12 protein-coding genes and 1 riboswitch are annotated in these 15,937 nt (G+C 73.1%); of the genes, 6 read left to right on the top strand and 6 right to left on the bottom strand.

From position 1 onward, the window contains the following. Positions 1 to 122: 122 nt before the first annotated feature. Genes HJC40_RS46290 through HJC40_RS28935 form a run of 3 tightly spaced genes read right to left on the bottom strand, consistent with a single transcriptional unit; the run spans position 123 to position 3,485 of the window. Complete coding sequence (locus tag HJC40_RS46290) at positions 123 to 1,634, bottom strand: precorrin-2 C(20)-methyltransferase (protein WP_250005832.1); 1,512 nt, start codon at positions 1,632 to 1,634, stop codon at positions 123 to 125. Between the two features lies 1 nt (position 1,635). Continuing rightward, positions 1,636 to 2,253, bottom strand: coding sequence for a precorrin-8X methylmutase (locus HJC40_RS28940; protein ID WP_250005831.1), 618 nt, complete (start codon positions 2,251 to 2,253; stop codon positions 1,636 to 1,638). After that, positions 2,253 to 3,485 carry a precorrin-3B synthase gene (locus HJC40_RS28935; protein ID WP_250005830.1) on the bottom strand — a complete coding sequence of 411 codons (1,233 nt, stop codon included), beginning with the start codon at positions 3,483 to 3,485 and terminating at the stop codon, positions 2,253 to 2,255. The genes HJC40_RS28940 and HJC40_RS28935 overlap by 1 nt, the downstream gene beginning before the upstream one ends. A gap of 129 nt (positions 3,486 to 3,614) precedes the next feature. Further along, positions 3,615 to 3,688, top strand: a riboswitch (cobalamin riboswitch). 52 nt (positions 3,689 to 3,740) lie between these two features. On the opposite strand from HJC40_RS28935, the gene cobN reads away from it, so the two are divergent. Beyond that, on the top strand, positions 3,741 to 7,322 hold the full coding sequence (cobN, locus tag HJC40_RS28930) for a cobaltochelatase subunit CobN (RefSeq protein ID WP_250005829.1): 3,582 nt from the start codon (positions 3,741 to 3,743) through the stop codon (positions 7,320 to 7,322). 12 nt (positions 7,323 to 7,334) lie between these two features. Here cobN and HJC40_RS28925 read toward each other — a convergent pair whose 3' ends face one another. Both HJC40_RS28925 and HJC40_RS46285 read right to left on the bottom strand, forming a co-directional pair. Continuing rightward, on the bottom strand, positions 7,335 to 7,979 hold the full coding sequence (locus HJC40_RS28925) for a response regulator transcription factor (protein ID WP_250005828.1): 645 nt from the start codon (positions 7,977 to 7,979) through the stop codon (positions 7,335 to 7,337). Further along, on the bottom strand, positions 7,970 to 9,889 hold the full coding sequence (locus HJC40_RS46285; RefSeq protein ID WP_250005827.1) for a histidine kinase: 1,920 nt from the start codon (positions 9,887 to 9,889) through the stop codon (positions 7,970 to 7,972). Before HJC40_RS46285 ends, HJC40_RS28925 begins: the two co-directional genes overlap by 10 nt. 107 nt (positions 9,890 to 9,996) lie before the next feature. Between HJC40_RS46285 and HJC40_RS28915 the strand changes: the two genes are divergently transcribed. Further along, positions 9,997 to 10,593 carry a hypothetical protein gene (locus HJC40_RS28915; protein ID WP_250005825.1) on the top strand — a complete coding sequence of 199 codons (597 nt, stop codon included), beginning with the start codon at positions 9,997 to 9,999 and terminating at the stop codon, positions 10,591 to 10,593. Positions 10,594 to 10,595: 2 nt separating this feature from the next. On the opposite strand, the gene HJC40_RS28910 is transcribed toward HJC40_RS28915, so the two are convergent. Next, positions 10,596 to 10,757, bottom strand: coding sequence for a hypothetical protein (locus tag HJC40_RS28910; RefSeq protein ID WP_250005823.1), 162 nt, complete (start codon positions 10,755 to 10,757; stop codon positions 10,596 to 10,598). Positions 10,758 to 10,996: 239 nt separating this feature from the next. Here HJC40_RS28910 and HJC40_RS28905 point away from each other — a divergent pair, with 239 nt between their 5' ends. From HJC40_RS28905 to HJC40_RS28890, 4 genes are all read left to right on the top strand, one after another. Then, positions 10,997 to 12,787 carry a discoidin domain-containing protein gene (locus tag HJC40_RS28905; protein ID WP_250005821.1) on the top strand — a complete coding sequence of 597 codons (1,791 nt, stop codon included), beginning with the start codon at positions 10,997 to 10,999 and terminating at the stop codon, positions 12,785 to 12,787. A gap of 52 nt (positions 12,788 to 12,839) precedes the next feature. Further along, positions 12,840 to 14,105, top strand: a complete 1,266-nt coding sequence (locus tag HJC40_RS28900; protein WP_250005819.1) for a DUF1996 domain-containing protein — start codon at positions 12,840 to 12,842, stop codon at positions 14,103 to 14,105. 110 nt (positions 14,106 to 14,215) lie between these two features. Further along, the gene (locus HJC40_RS28895; protein WP_250005817.1) at positions 14,216 to 15,262 is read left to right on the top strand and encodes a LacI family DNA-binding transcriptional regulator; all 1,047 of its coding nucleotides are present in this window, start codon (positions 14,216 to 14,218) and stop codon (positions 15,260 to 15,262) included. A 9-nt stretch (positions 15,263 to 15,271) separates the two neighbouring features. Continuing rightward, on the top strand, positions 15,272 to 15,922 hold the full coding sequence (locus HJC40_RS28890) for an SDR family oxidoreductase (protein WP_250005815.1): 651 nt from the start codon (positions 15,272 to 15,274) through the stop codon (positions 15,920 to 15,922). Positions 15,923 to 15,937 lie beyond the last annotated feature (15 nt).

Genomic DNA, 15,937 nt, shown 5'->3' with positions numbered 1-15,937 from the left:
CTCCAATCGGTCGGACGGTTCGGCGGTATCGGGATTGCTGATTGCATTGGCGTTGCCGCGGGGTGCGGGCAGGGTGCATCGGCCGGAGACCGCGAGCGGCGCCGGCTGGGCTGTGCTGGGCCCTACGGAGCGGGGTAGTGGCGGGGGGTGTAGACGACCGTGGTGCCGTCGCCGCGCTGCACGGCACGGGTCTGCGACGAGCCGATGATCAGCAGGCAGCGCATGTCGACGGTCGCCGGGTCGAGCTCGCCCAGCGTGGTGACGCGGACCGTCTCCTCGGGTCCGCCGACGTCGCGTCCGACGACCACCGGCGTCTCGGCCGAGCGGTGCTCGAGCAGCACCTCGCGGGCGTTGACGAGCTGCTCGCGGCGGGTCTTCGAAGCCGGGTTGTAGAGCGCGATCACGAGGTCGGCGGAGGCCGCGGCGGCGAGCCGGCGGGCGATGACCGGCCACGGCTTGAGCCGGTCGGAGAGCGAGATGACGCAGAAGTCGTGCCCGAGCGGCGCGCCGGCCCGGCCGGCGACGGCCTGGGCGGCGGTGAGCCCGGGAACGACCCGGACGGGCACGTCCTTCCACTGCGGGTCCTCGCTGACCTCGAGCACCGCCGAGGCCATCGCGAACACGCCCGGATCCCCGGACGAGACCACGGCGACGCGTCGCCCCCGCTTGGCCAGGTCGAGCGCGAACGCGGCCCGTTCGGCCTCGACCCGGTTGTCGGACGGGTGCTTGCGCTGGTGCGCGCCGGTAGCGACCCGATCCAGATAGGGGAGGTAGCCGACCAGGTCGTCGGCCTGGGCCAGCGCGGCCCGGGCCTCCGGGGTCAGCCACAGCGGGTCGCCCGGCCCGAGCCCGACCACGGTCACGCTCCCGCCCTCGTCCCGGGGCCGCTCGCCGTCCACGAACGCCGTCGCGGCCGGGCTGGGCAGCAGGGCGAGGGAGAAGTAGGGCACCGAATCGGGATCGACCTCGGTCAGCGGGGCGTGCCGCTCGCGGTCGGTGGTGGCCCGTTCGACGTACCAGGCGTCGTCGATCCGGCCGGCCTTGGTCAGCGCCTCACGGACGCCGTCGAAGGTGCGGCCCAGTTTCATCACCGCGGCCGAGTCGGTGCCGGCCAGCCGGGCGGCCAGCTCGGCCGGCGGGAGGGTGCCGGGCAGCACGGTCAGCACCTCGTCGCGCTCCATCAGCGGGCGGCCGAGCACGGCCGACGCGGCGCTGACCGACGTGACGCCGGGGACGACCTCGGCCGGGTAGCGGTGCGCGAGACGCTTGTGCATGTGCATGTAGGACCCGTAGAAGAACGGGTCGCCCTCGGCGAGCACCACCACGTCCCGCCCGGCGTCGAGATGGGCGGCGAGCCGTTCCGCCGCCTCGGCGTAGAACTCGTCGATCGCGCCCTGGTATCCGCCCGGGTGATCGGTGTCGCCGGTGGTCACCGGATAGATCAGCGGCTCCTCGATCTGCTCCTCCCGCAGGAGGCCGGCGGCGATCGCGCGCGCGTTGCTGCGCCCGTGCCGGGCCGCGTGGTACGCCACCACGTCGGCGGCCTCGATGAGCCGTGCGGCCTTGAGCGTGATCAGCTCGGGGTCGCCCGGCCCCACGCCGACCCCGTAGAGCCGGCCGGTAGTGGTCGTCACGTCACTCCACCTCCGACGCGAGGGCGTTCACCGCGGCCGCGGTGATGGCGCTGCCGCCGCGCCGGCCCCGCACGATCAGGTGTTCCAGGTCGGTCGCGGCCAGGGCGTCCTTGGACTCGGCGGCGCCGATGAAGCCGACCGGGATGCCCAGGATCGCCGCGGGGCGGGGCGCGCCGGCGTCGATCATCTCGAGCAGGCGGAAGAGCGCGGTGGGGGCGTTGCCGATCGCCACGACCGAGCCCTCGAGGTGGTCGAGCCACAGATCGAGGGCGGCGGCGCTGCGGGTGGTGCCCAGCCGCTCGGCCAGCGCGGGCACGGCCGGGTCACGCAGGGTGCAGACGACCTCGTTGGCCGCGGGCAGGCGCTTGCGGGTGATGCCGGAGGCGACCATCTCGGCGTCGCACAGGACGGGGGCGCCGGCCAGCAACGCCTTGCGGGCCACCGTGGCCACCTGGGGGCTGTAGGCCAGGTCGGGCACCAGGTCGACCATGCCGCAGGCGTGGATCATCCGGACCGCGACCCGGGCCACGTCGGCCGGGAGGCCGCTCAGGTCGGCCTCGGCCCGGATCGTGGCGAAGGAACGCCGGTAGATCTCGGCGCCGTCCTTCTCGTACTCCATCAGTTCCTCCTCGCGGCGGCGACCGCGTGGGCCGGGTCGCCGGTGAACGTCTCCCCGTCCGGCTGCCGGGTCACGGCGTAGCCGGTGGGCGTGGCCTCGACCCGGACGTGCGGGACGGACGGGCTGCCGCACCCGCGGGCGCAGCCGATCCAGTGGACCGGCCGGCCGTCGACGTACGCGCTGGTGTGATCGGCATCGGCGCGCACATCAGCCAGGGATTTCGCGCAGCCGGGGCGGCCGGCGCAGGCGGTGACCCCTACCCACCGCGAGGTGCCCTCAACCGCGAGGCCGGCCTCGCCCAGCGCGTGAGCCCAGCGGCGGGCGGCCTCGGGGGTCAGGTCGGGAACGACGACGCCGCGCCCGGGTGTGACGACCACGCGGCTCGCGGTCGACAGAAGCCGGAGCGCCTCGCCGCCGAGCCGGCCCAGCGGCACCAGCGCGCTCACCGCGACCAGCCCGTCGGCCTGCGGCAGCACGCCGATGGCGAGCCCGTCGCCGGCGCCGCCGGTCGTGCCCGCGCCGGTCGTGCCCGCGTCGTCCGTGCCCGCGCCGTCCGGCGGGGGCACGAGGCGCCGGCCGAGAGCGGCGGTCGTGCGTCCGGCCACGCGGGCCGGGCCGTCGGCCAGCTCGTGCAGGCGCCAGGCCGGGGCGCCCGGGGTGGCGGCCGCCCGCTCGGTGAGGAAGACGCCGGCCGCGGCGAGGAGAGCGGGCACCACCTGGCCGGCCGGCACCCGCAACCCGAGATCGTGACCGGCGAACAGGAGGGTGGCGTCGGCTCCCGCGGGGGCGGGGAGGGCGGTCAGATCGGCGGTCAGGGGCACCTCGCCGATCGCGAACAGGAAACGGCCGGGCAGGGCGGCCAGGGCCGGCGTGGCGCAGAGGCCCCGGTCGAGCTCCTCGACGAGGGCGCGGACGGTCGCGTCGGCCAGCGGCGGGGCGGCGATGTTGCGGACGGTCTCGTGGGTCTCGGACGGCAGCAGGCCGGCGGCCGCCAGGCGGGCCGCCAGCACCGTCGGGTCGGCCGACCGCAGGCCTCTGAGCTGCACGTTCGCCCGCGACGTCAGTTCCAGGTGGCCGTCGCCGAACGCGGCCGCGAGCCCGGCCAGGACGGCCAGCCGCGGGCCGGTCAGCAGGCCGCCGGGCAGCCGGACGCGCGCCAGCGGACCGTCGGCCGCGGCGTGCAGGCGCAGCGCGCCGGGGCAGGCGTCGACGTCGGAAGCTCGGGCGGGCACGGCCCGGATACTACGTTCGCCCACCGGCCGGACCGCATCCTCGGGTCGGCATAGTCACACCGGGGACCCCTCCTTGACGGCACCCGGGGCGGCCCGGAAGGGTGGGAGGTCACGAGCGGCGACGCCGCGGAGGAAGCCGGTGCGACTCCGGCGCGGTCCCGCCACTGTCACCAGGCCCACCCGGGCCCGGGAGCCAGGAACTCCGGTCGCCGTGATCTCTACTACCCGGGGCGCGGACCCCGAGGGGAGCTTGGCGTGTTCCTGCTGCTGTCGACTTCCGACACCGACCTGCTCAGTGCCCGGGCCAGCGGCTCGCCGTGGCGCCTGGCCAACCCGGCCCGCACCGGCGTCGACGACCTGCCCGCGCTGCTCGACGGGGTGGAGCTCGTCGTCGTCCGCATCCTGGGCGGTCGCCGGGCCTGGGAGGAAGGGCTCGACGCGCTGCTCGGCGGGCCGATCCCGGTGGTCGTGCTGGGCGGGGAGCAGGCGCCGGACGCCGAGCTGATGAAGCTGTCGAGCGTGCCGGCCGGCGTGGCCGCCGAGACGCACCTCTACCTGGCCCAGGGCGGGGCCGGCAACCTCGCCGCGGCGCACGACTTCCTCTCCGACACGGTGCTGCTGACCGGCCACGGGTTCGCGCCGCCGCAGGCCGCACCCGACTGGGGGCCGCTGCCCCGCGAGACCACGGCCACCGGGCCGACGGTCGCGGTGCTCTACTACCGGGCCCACCACATGGCCGGCAACACGGCCTTCGTCGAGGCGCTCTGCCGGGCGATCGAGGCCAAGGGCGGGCGTCCGCTCCCGTTGTTCACGTCGTCCCTGCGTACGGCGTCGGAGGAGCTCCTGACCGAGCTGCGCAAGGCCGACGCGCTGGTGGTGACCGTGCTCGCGGCCGGCGGCACCAAGCCGGCCACCGCGGGCGCCGGCGGCGACGACGAGGCCTGGGACGTCGGGGTGCTGGCCGGGCTCGACGTGCCCATCCTGCAGGGCCTGTGCCTGACCAGCAGCCGCGCGACCTGGGAGGCCAGCGACGACGGGCTGTCCCCGCTCGACGCGGCGACCCAGGTGGCCATCCCCGAGTTCGACGGGCGGATCATCACCGTGCCGTTCTCGTTCAAGGAGATCGACCCGGACGGGCTGTCGGTCTACGTCGCCGACGACGAGCGGGCGGCCCGGGTCGCGGGCATCGCGGTGGCCCACGCGCGGCTGCGGCACATCCCGGCGGCCGAGCGGCGGATCGTTTTGATGCTCTCGGCCTATCCGACCAAGCACTCGCGCATCGGCAACGCGGTCGGCCTGGACACCCCGGCCTCGACGGTGGCGCTGCTGGCGGCCATGCGGGGAGCGGGCTACCGCATCGGGGACTTCGGCTCCTACGACGGCGACGGCCTCATCCACACCCTGATCGCGGCCGGCGGCCAGGACCCCGACTGGCTCACCGAGGAGCAGCTCAGCGGCAACCCGGTGCGGATCTCGGGGGCGAAGTACGCGGCCTGGTTCGCGACGCTGCCCGAGGACCTGCGCGCCGCCATGGAGCAGCACTGGGGGCCGCCGCCGGGTGAGCTCTACGTCGACGGCGGCGACATCGTGCTGGCCGCCCTGCGCGACGAGAACGTCGTGGTCATGGTGCAGCCGCCGCGCGGGTTCGGCGCCAACCCGGTGGCCATCTACCACGACCCCGACCTGCCGCCGAGCCACCACTACCTGGCCGCGTACCGCTGGGTCGCCGACGAGTTCGGCGCGCACGCGGTCGTGCACGTCGGCAAGCACGGCAACCTCGAATGGCTGCCCGGCAAGAACGTCGGCATGTCGGCCTCGGACGGCACCGACGCGGCCCTCGGCGACCTGCCGCTGATCTACCCGTTCCTGGTCAACGACCCGGGGGAGGGCACCCAGGCCAAGCGCCGGGCGCACGCCACCCTGGTCGACCATCTCATCCCGCCGATGGCCCGGGCCGAGTCGTACGGGGACATCGCCCGCCTCGAGCAGCTGCTCGACGAGCACGCCAACATCGCCGCGCTCGACCCGCCCAAGCTGCCGGCCATCCGCTCGCAGATCTGGACGCTGATCCAGGCCGCCCGGATGGATCACGACCTGGGCCTGGACAACCGGCCCGGCGACGAGGAGTTCGACGAGTTCATCCTGCACGTGGACGGCTGGCTGTGTGAGATCAAGGACGTCCAGATCCGCGACGGCCTGCACGTGCTGGGCGTGGCCCCGGCCGGCGAGGCCCGGGTCAACCTGGTGCTGGCCATGCTGCGGGCGCGGCAGATGTGGGCGGGCCAGGTGGCGGCGCTGCCGGGCCTGCGCGAGACGCTCGGCCTGGGCGACGACGCCTCGACCGCCGAGACCGACCGCGTCGAGGCCCTGGCCCACGAACTGGTCGCCGCGATGGAGTCGCACGGGTGGCCCACCGACGACGGCCGCATCACCGAGATCATCACGGCCGTCGGCCTCCCGGAGCAGGACACAGCCGAGGGCGCCGCGGTCGACCCGGCCGCGGTGCGCGACGTCCTGCGGTTCGCGGCCACCGAGGTCGTGCCGCGGCTCGACCGCACCACCGACGAGCTCGACAACCTGCTGCACGCGCTGGACGGCGGCTACGTGCCGGCCGGGCCCAGCGGTTCGCCGCTGCGCGGGCTGATCAACGTGCTGCCGACCGGGCGCAATTTCTACTCCGTCGACCCCAAGGCGATCCCGAGCGCGCTGGCCTGGGAGACCGGGCAGGCGATGGCCGAGTCGCTGCTCCAGCGCTACCGCGAGGACTACGGCGACTGGCCCCGCTCGGTCGGCCTCTCGGCCTGGGGCACCAGCGCCATGCGCACGGCCGGCGACGACATCGCCGAGATCCTGGCGCTCATCGGCGTACGCCCGATCTGGGACCCGGCCTCGCGCCGGGTCACCGGCCTCGAGCCGATCGGCCGCGACGAGCTGGCCCGGCCCCGCATCGACGTCACCGTGCGCATCTCGGGCTTCTTCCGCGACGCGTTCCCGCACGTCGTGGCCATGATGGACGACGCCTTCCGGATGATCGCCGACCTGGATGAGCCGGACAACTTCGTCCGTCAGCACGCCCTGGCCGACCGCGACGACCACGGCGACTGGCGGCGGGCCACCACCCGCATCTTCGGCTCGCGCCCGGGGGCGTACGGCGCCGGCATCCTGCCCTTGATCGACAGCCGCAACTGGCGGGACGACAAGGACCTGGCCGAGGTGTACGCGGTGTGGGGCGGCTTCGCCTACGGCCGGGACCTCGATGGCGTGGCCGCGCGCCCGGACATGGAGAACGCGTACCGCCGCATCGACATCGCGGCCAAGAACATCGACACCCGTGAGCACGATATCGCCGACTCGGACGACTACTTCCAGTACCACGGCGGCATGATCGCCACGGTCCGCGCGCTGACCGGCAAGGCCCCCGCGGCGTACGTCGGCGACTCCACCAACCCGGACGCCACCCGCACCCGCAGCCTGACCGAGGAGACCGCCCGGATCTTCCGGGCCCGGGTGGTGAACCCGCGCTGGATCGCCGCGATGCGCCGGCACGGTTACAAGGGCGCCTTCGAGCTGGCCGCGACCGTCGACTACCTGTTCGGTTTCGACGCCACCGCGGGCGTGGTCACCGACTACATGTACGAGCAACTGGCCACCACGTACGCCCTGGACCCGGAGAACCAGAAGTTCTTCCAGCAGTCCAACCCGTGGGCGCTGCACAGCATCAGCGAGCGCCTGCTGGAGGCGGCCGAGCGCAAACTCTGGGACTCGCCGTCGGCCGAGACCCTGAGCGCGTTGCAGGAGCTCTATCTGGCCACCGAGGGCGACCTCGAGGACAACTGACGACCCGTTCCTTCAGGCTCGCAAAAAGGTCAGGACGGCCAGGACGCGGCGGTGCTCGCGGTCGTCCTGGTGCAGGCCGAGCTTGGTGAAGATGGACGTCACGTGGGCCTCGACGGTCTTGACCGCCAGGTGCAGGTCGGCGGCGACCGCGGTGTTGGACAGGCCTTGCGCCATCAGGGCCAGCACCGCGCGTTCGCGGCCGGTGAGGGCGTCGAGGGGATCCCGCTCGCGGCGCCGGGCGACCAGCCGGGCCACCAGCTCGGGGTCGAGGACGGTCTGGCCCCGGGCCACCTTGCCGATGTCGGCGCCGAAAGCCTCCAGGTCGGACACGCGGTCCTTGAGCAGATAGCCCACTCCGCCGTCGAAGTCGGTCATCAGCCGCAGCGCGTGGTGGACTTCGACGTACTGCGACAGCACCATCAGGCCGACGCCGGGGACCGCAGCCCGGATCGCGGCCGCCGTGTCGAGGCCCTCGCTCGAGAAGGCGGGCGGCATCCGCAGGTCGATCACGGCGACGTCGGGCGGGTCGGTGCGCACCAGGTCGAGCAGGGCCGCGCCGTCGCCGGCCTGGCCGGTGACCGTGAACCCGACGTCGGCCAGGACGCGGGCCATGCCCTCCCGGAACAGCACCGCGTCGTCGGCCAGCATCACGCGCACGGGATCACCGTCCGCAGGGCGGTGCCGGCCGGTCCGCTGTCGACGGTGAGGCGGGCGTCGAGCGTGGCGAGCCGGTCGGCCAGGCCTTCGAGCCCGCTGCCCGGCCGGGTCGCGGCGCCGCCGCAGCCGTCGTCGGAGATTTCCACGGTCAGCTCGGGCCCGGTGAGTCGCAGGTCGACGGTCACGATCGCGGCGCCGGAATGCTTGGCGGCGTTGGTCAGCCCCTCGCAGACGACGAAGTAGGCCGTGGACTCCACCTCCGGCGGGAGACGCCGCGAAACCGCCACGGACAGCCGGACCGGCAGAGCCGACCGGTCGGCCAGGAACCCGACCGCGGCTTCCAGACCGTCCTGGGTCAGGACCGCGGGGTGCAGTCCACGGGCCATCTCGCGCAGCTCGGCGGTGGCTTCGAGCAACTGCCGGCGTACGCCGTCGGCGCGCCGCGCGATCTCCCCGGCTCCACCGTCGGTGGCCAGCCGAACCACCGCGCCCAGCTCCAGGGCGACGGTCACCAGCCGCTGCTGGGCGCCGTCGTGCAGGTCCCGTTCCAGTCGCCGCCGGGCGGCGTCCCCGGCCGCGACGAGCCGCTGGGCGGTCGCCCGCAGCTCCAGCACCAGCCCGGCCTGGGCGGCCAGGTCGCCGACCAGGCGCAGTTCGGCGCCGGACAGGCTCTCGCCCGGCGCCTTGAGCACGGTGACGGCGCCGAGGTGGCGCCCGTCGTGCACGACCGGCACGACCGGCCCCCGCGGCCCGGCCGGGAGCGACGCCGTCGCGGGCCAGATCGACACCGGCCGGAGCTCGTCGGCCGGACCGGTCCAGAGGACGACCTCGCGCGCCCCGGCGGCGTCGGCGACCGTGGCGGTCAGGCCGTCGAGCAGGCCGCCGGCCGGGGCGGTGAGATGGGCCGACAGGCGGGCCAGGGCCTCGTACGGGGTGGCCCGCCGGCCGTACACGATCCGGTCGGCCAGCCGTTGCACGCGGCGGCGCAGCGGCTCGAAGGCGACCGCGACGATGCCGGTGGCCACCAGCGACAGCACCGTGCCGTGACCGTCGACGAGCCGGCCGACGGCGACCACCAGCACGGCGTACCCGAGGGTCACGACCGCGGCCATCGCGCCGAACACCAGCGACTTGTTGATCACCGGGTCGATGTCGTAGAGCCGGTACTTGAGGATCGCCGCCCCGGCCGCCACGGCCACCAGCGGCATGGCCAGCGTGCCCGGAACCGGCGAACCCCCGATCGCCAGCCCGGCCACCATCACCACGGCCGACAGCGCCACGGCGGCGACGAACCAGCGGAGCTGGCGAGCCTCGTCACCGCGGGCCCGCCGGATGCGCACCACGACGCAGGCCGCCCAGGTCAGCTGGAAAAGCAGGTAAGCCACCGGGCGGGCGGCCCGGTAGAAGGCGTCGGCCGCCGCGAAGCCCGGCAGATCGAGCGGGTGGGCGGCGACCAGGCCGATGCGGGCGTATTCGACCGGCCACAGGGCCGAGACCGCGGACAGCGCCAGGCCGGCGACGGCCAGCGCGACGACGACCGGCCGCCACCCGGGCGACGGCAGCCGGCCGGACGGGAAGCTCATCACCGCGACACCCACGAGCACGAGGGCGAGCGGCAGCGGCCAGACGCCGAGCCAGCCGATCCACGAGGCGCCCGGCAGCGGCCCGGGGTGCAGGCCGTACTGCCGCCCGGCGAACATCACCGCGTGGACGACGCCCACCGCGACGAACAGCCGGGCCTCGCGATTGCCGGGCCGCCGGCGCACCACATACAGGCCGACGGTCGTGAACGTGATCGCGATGAGGCCGTTGTGCAGGTTGCCGACGTGCGGGCCGAGCGCGAGGCCACCGGCGACCGAGGCGACGGTCACCGCGCCCGCCGCCCCGCCCAGCGTCCCGGCACGGCTCACGCCTGTATCGTGCCAGCGCGGACGCCGGATGTGACCAGGGATAACCCTGCGATGTGGCCAGGGCCGGCCCGGATGTGCGCGGCGGTGCCCGGGACGACTGTGGCGGCATGACTCGTACGCCTCTGGACCGGGTGCTCGACACCTCACTGATCGTCGCGCCGGTGATCTATCTGATCGCCGACGTCCTCTATGCCACCCGCGGCTGGGACGACCCGGCCGCCGCCGTCTGCCACGTTCTCGGAGCGATCGGGTACACGGTCGTTCTGCTGCGGCTCGTGACCCTGGGCAGCGGTTATCTTGCCGCCGTCCTGCTCGTGGCCGGCGCCGTGGGCGCGGCGGGCAATGTGGCGTACGGCTTCAACACGATCCACGTGTCCCTCGGCGACACCGATCTGGTCGACGCCACCGGCGTGGCGTCGCTGATCAAGCCACTCGGCCTGTTCTTCCCGCTCACCCTGCTGCTGGGCGCCGTCGTGCTGCGCGGGATCGGACCGTCCTGGGTCGCGCCGGTGGTGGCCGTCGCGGGGCTCGTCTGGCCGGTCGCCCACATCGCGAACCTGGGCTGGCTCGCCGTGGTGGTCAACGTGGCCCTCGTGGCCGGGTTCGGCGCCGTGGCCGTCGCCCGGCAACCAGTGACGACCGGCACCGGGTGGCTGCTGACGGGCCGCCCTCGGCGAGGGCGACCCGTGCCCGGCGGGAGGTGAACCTAGCGCTCGGGCTGGTCTTCCGGGGCCGCGTGGCGGCCGGAGGCCTGACGCTCGAGCGCCTCGTCCTTCTCCAGGTACTTCTTGATGTTGACAGTGGAGCGGGCGCCCAGATCGTCCTGCTTGGCCGCGTGACGGCCGGCTGGCTGGTCGGTGTCGGTCATGGCCGGAAACTGTACCTGCTTCGGGTTTCCGTGCGAATAGGACACGCGACGGTTCCGGAACCGTCGCGGCTGTTCGGCTCGCCACCTGGGAGAACGTCTGAGAAAGCGCTTCCCGGCCCTCTACCAGGCATTGACAGGGGTTGGAGCGCCGGTTAACAGTGTCGTCACAAAGAGCGCTTTCACACGCCGTTCCCCAGGCCGAAATCGCTCGGACACATCCCCATCCCCAGGAGTGCTCCATGACATCCCCGGTCCTGGACGGTTTCGGGACACCTCGCAGGAGGCTGTCCCCGGCCCGGTTCCTCACTCTCGGCGCGGCCGTCTTCGGCCTTCTCGCCGCCTATTTCGTCGCCACCACCGATGCCGCGAGCGCGGCCGAGGCCGTCGTCTCGCAGGGCAGGACCGCCACCGCCTCGTCGACCGAGGCGGCCGGCGGCTATCAGCCCGGCGAGGCGGTCGACGGCAACAACGGCACCCGGTGGGCCAGCGCCTTCTCGGCCGCCCAGTGGTGGCAGGTCGACCTCGGCTCGCCGACCGCGGTCAGCCGGATCGCGATCAACTGGGAGGGCGCCTACGCCAAGGCGTTCACCATCCAGTTCTCGGCCAACGGCAGCACCTACACCCAGGCGTACGCCACCACGACCGGCGCCGGTGGCCAGCAGAGCATCGCCGTCAGCGGCACCGCGCGCTACGTGCGGATCAACCTGACCCAGCGGGCGCTCGAGACCTACGGCTACTCGTTCTGGGAGTTCCAGGTCTTCTCAGGCGGCACCACCCCGACCGACCCGCCGCCCACGACGACCCCGCCGACGACCCCGCCGCCGACGACCACCCCGCCGCCGTCCGGCAGCGCCCGGCTGCTGTCGTACAACAAGCCGGCTCAGGCCTCGACCTCGCAGAACGACGTCAACTGCAACCCGTGCACCCCGGACAAGGCCTTCGACAACGACCCGGCCAGCCGTTGGGCCACGAGCTCGACGAACGGCTGGGTGGACCCGGGCTGGGTCTCGGTCGACCTGGGCGCCACAGCGACCATCAGCCAGGTCGTGCTGCAGTGGGACCCGGCGTACGCCCGGGCGTATCAGATCCAGGTGTCCAACGACAACGCCAACTGGACGTCGATCTACTCGACGACCGCCGGTGACGGCCTCAAGGACGTCATCAACGCGACCGGCACCGGCCGCTACGTGCGGATGTACGGCACCGCGCGCAGCAGCGCCTACGGCTACTCGCTGTGGGAGTTCAGCGTCTACGGCACCGGCGGCGCGCCGGTGACCCCGCCGAACACGCCGGCCGACCCGTCCTTCCCGGCCACCCGCCTGGTCTTCGAGGACAACTTCAACGAGGGCGCCGGCACCAAGCCGAGCACGGCGAAGTGGACGTACGACCCGGGCGTCCCGCAGAACGGCGAGATCCAGTACTACACGCCGAACAGCGAGAACGCGCAGACCGACGGTCAGGGCAACCTGATCATGGAGGCCCGCCGGCAGGACTACCAGGGCCGGCAGTACACCTCGGCCCGGATGAACACCGGCGGCAAGTTCAGCGCCCAGTACGGCCGGTTCGAGGCCCGCATCAAGGTGCCGAAGGGCAACGGCTTGTGGCCCGCCTTCTGGATGATGGGCGAGGACTTCCTCAGCGGACGCCCGTGGCCGTACAACGGCGAGATCGACATCATGGAGGTCCTCGGCCGCAACACCAACGAGATGTACACGACGCTGCACGCCCCGGCCTACAACGGCGCCGGCGGCTACGGCCAGAAGAACGCGGCCGGCGTGGACCTGTCGCAGGACTTCCACGTGTACGCGGCCGAGTGGGACAGCAAGGGCATCCGGTTCTTCCTGGACGGCCGGCTGGTCTACGACGCCAAGAAGGACACCGTGGAGAACACCCGCGGCCCGTGGATCTTCGACCACAAGTTCTACCTGATCCTCAACCTGGCCGTCGGTGGCGACTTCCCCGGTCCGATCGACGCCACCACCCCGTTCCCGGCCCGCATGCTCGTCGACTACGTGCGCGTCTACCAGTGATCGTCCGGCCGGGGGCGCGAGCCCCCGGCCTTTCCCCGAGGACGGCATCCCCATGAGAAAACGTCCCCTGCTGGCCGTGGCCGCCGCGGCCCTGCTCGCCACCTATCTAGTAGTCAACGCCTCGACCGCGAGCGCCGCCGACGCCCTGATCTCCCAGGGCAGGACGGCCACCGCGAGCTCCACCGAGTCGGCCGCGTTCCCCGCCTCCAACGCCGTCGACGGCAACCTCGGCACCCGCTGGTCCAGCGCGTTCAGCGACCCGCAGTGGCTGCAGGTCGACCTGGGCGCGAGCGCCACCATCTCGTCGGTGGTGATCAACTGGGAATCCGCGTACGCCCGCGCCTTCAGCGTGAAGGTCTCGGCCAACGGGTCGTCGTGGAGCACGCTGCACAGCACCACGAACGGCACGGGCGGCCGCCAGACGATCACCGCCACCGGCACCGGCCGCTACGTCCGGCTCGAGACCACCGCCCGCGCGACGCAGTGGGGTGTCTCGCTGACCGAGTTCCAGGTGTACGGCAGCGGTGGCGGCACGACCACGCCGACCATCCCGCCGGGCGCCGTCCGGGTCTCCGAGTTCCTGGCCGACTGCCCGTTCAGCCACCGGCTGCCGGACGACCCGATCATCTTCCCCGGCCTGCCCGGCGCCTCGCACATGCACAGCTTCTTCGGCAGCGAGGTGACCAACGCGTTCTCCACCACGCAGGACCTGCTCAACGCGAACAGCAACTGCAACCCGTCGATTGACAAGTCGTCGTACTGGATCCCGACCCTGTACAACGGCAACACCCCGGTCGAGCCGACCACCGGCATCTTCTATTACCTGGGTGAGGGCGTGCGCGACGACCTGATCGCGCAGACCCAGCCGTTCCCGCTCGGCCTGCGGATCGTGGCCGGCAACGCCCGGGCCACGGGGCCGAACGACAACACCCTGTCGCGCTGGTCGTGCCTGCACGCCGGTCAGGTGGGCTCGTCGCACGACTTCGTGAACTGCCCGGCGGGCACGATGCTCGAGTCCTACCTGGACTTCCCGCACTGCTGGGATGGGGTGAACCTGGACTCGCCGGATCACAAGAGCCACATGGCGTACCCGGTCAACAACGCCTGCCCGCCCGCCCACCCGGTCGTGGTGCCCAAGCTGCGTCAGGTCATGCGGTACCCGGTCAACGGCAACCCGGCGAACTTCCGGCTGGCCTCGGGCCCGGGCTACACGATGCACGGCGACTTCTTCAACGCCTGGCCGGTGGAGGAGCTGGCCCGGCGGGTCAACGACTGCATCCGCCCGATCGTCAAGTGCGGCACCGACGGGCGTCCCTGATGACCACGGGTGTCGCCGGCGGAGGAACTGACGGCGGCGGCACCCGTCCCCACCCCCGGGGCCGAGAGAGCGCACTTTCCCGCATTTCACCCGGTGCTATAACGGACCGCATGACAACCCGGCCCGCGCGCGGTGGGCAGCATCCGACGATGGACCAGGTGGCCGAGGCGGCCGGGGTGTCCCGTGCGACCGTCTCCCGGGTGATCAACGGCGCCCCGAGCGTGGACGCCAAGATCCGCGAGATGGTGCAGCGGGCGATCGCCGACACCGGCTACGTGCCCAACGTGGCGGCCCGGAGCCTGGTCACCCGGCGCTCCAACTCGGTCGCCCTGGTGATCAGCGAGCCCGACCGGCCCGACAACCACTCCTTCCTGAACCGGATCTTCACCGACCCCTACTTCGGCCGGATCACGGCGGGCGCCACCGGGGCCCTGCGGCCGCACGACATCCACCTGGTGATCATCCCGACCGACTCCACCGACCATCACCAGGTCATCCGCTACCTGCGCCAGGGGCACGTCGACGGCGTCCTGCTGATCAGCAGCCACGAACAGGACACGCTGCCCCGTCAGGTGCACGAGCTGGGCATCCCCGCGGTGGTGTCGGCCCGGCCGACCTCGCCCATCGCGGTCAGCTTCGTCGACGTCGACCAGCGGCTGGGGGCCCGGCTGGCGGCCGAGCGCCTGCTGATGCGCGGCTGCCGCCGGCTGGCCACGATCAGCGGGCCGCTCGACATCCCGTCCGGTTTCGACCGCCTTGACGGCTTCCGGTCGTTCCTGGCCAACCGGGGCTTCGCCGGCGTCCCGGCGGTCGAGGGCGACTTCACCCGGGCGGGCGGTGAGGCCGCGGCCCGGCGGCTGCTGGCCGAGCATCCCGACCTCGACGGGCTCTTCGTGGCCAGCGACCTGATGGCCGAGGGTGCGCTGCAAGCCGTGCAGGATCTGGGCCGGCGGGTGCCCGACGACCTGGCCGTGGTCGGTTTCGACGACAGCAGTGCCGCGCTCGACTGCCGTCCGCTGCTGACCACCGTCCGCCAGCCGGTCGAGGAGATGGCGGCCGAGATGGCCGCCGTGCTGATGGCCCACATCGCGACCCCGGGGCGGTTGCCCCGGTCGGTGACCTTCCAGCCCACGCTGGTCGTGCGCGACTCGGCATAGGTTGGCGGTATGGACATTCTCGTTGCCGGCGGCCACGGCCAGATCGCCCTCCGCCTGCTCAAGCTCCTCGCCGACTCCGGGCACACCGCCCGTGGACTGATCCGCAAGCCCGATCAGGCTGCCGACCTGCAGGCCGTGGGCGCGGTCCCGGTGATCGGCGACCTCGAGAACGACGAGTCGCTCGCCCCGTACGTCAAGGGCGCCGACGCGGTCGTCTTCGCGGCGGGCGCCGGACCGGGCAGCGGACCAGCGCGCAAGCGCACCGTGGACCTCGGCGGCGCCGTCAAGCTCGCCGACGCCGCGGTCGGCCAGGGCGTCCGCCGCTACGTCATGATCTCGTCGATCGGCGCCCACGACCCCGCGGCCGGCGGGGACGCCATGCGCGGCTATCTGGAGGCGAAGGGCGAGGCCGACGCGTACGTGACCGGGCGCGGCGACCTCGACTGGACGATCGTGCGACCGGGCCATCTCGTCGACGACCCCGGCACCGGCCTGGTCACCATCACCCGTGAGATGGGGGGCAGCGGCGCGATCCCGCGCGACGACGTGGCCGCCGTGGTGGCCGCCTGCCTCACCACGCCGTCGACCGCCGGGGTGACGTTCGAGCTCTTCGGCGGGTCGACGCCCATCGATGAAGCTCTGGGACGCATCGGAGGGTGATGAGGCGCTAACGTA

Origin of the sequence: Actinoplanes sp. M2I2 (assembly GCF_023544445.1) — a bacterium.
GTDB lineage: Bacteria > Actinomycetota > Actinomycetes > Mycobacteriales > Micromonosporaceae > Actinoplanes.
Note: the sequence above shows the minus strand (reverse complement) of the source record. Positions and strands in the feature narration are given on the sequence as shown.

Excerpts from the sequence above, each read along its gene's own strand:
- HJC40_RS28940 (WP_250005831.1), bottom strand. The coding sequence starts at position 2,253 with ATGGAGTACGAGAAGGACGGCGCCGAGATCTACCGGCGTTCCTTCGCC.
- HJC40_RS28915 (WP_250005825.1), top strand. The coding sequence starts at position 9,997 with ATGACTCGTACGCCTCTGGACCGGGTGCTCGACACCTCACTGATCGTC.
- HJC40_RS28910 (WP_250005823.1), bottom strand. The coding sequence starts at position 10,757 with ATGACCGACACCGACCAGCCAGCCGGCCGTCACGCGGCCAAGCAGGAC.
- HJC40_RS28905 (WP_250005821.1), top strand. The coding sequence starts at position 10,997 with ATGACATCCCCGGTCCTGGACGGTTTCGGGACACCTCGCAGGAGGCTG.
- HJC40_RS28900 (WP_250005819.1), top strand. The coding sequence starts at position 12,840 with ATGAGAAAACGTCCCCTGCTGGCCGTGGCCGCCGCGGCCCTGCTCGCC.
- HJC40_RS28895 (WP_250005817.1), top strand. The coding sequence starts at position 14,216 with ATGACAACCCGGCCCGCGCGCGGTGGGCAGCATCCGACGATGGACCAG.
- HJC40_RS28890 (WP_250005815.1), top strand. The coding sequence starts at position 15,272 with ATGGACATTCTCGTTGCCGGCGGCCACGGCCAGATCGCCCTCCGCCTG.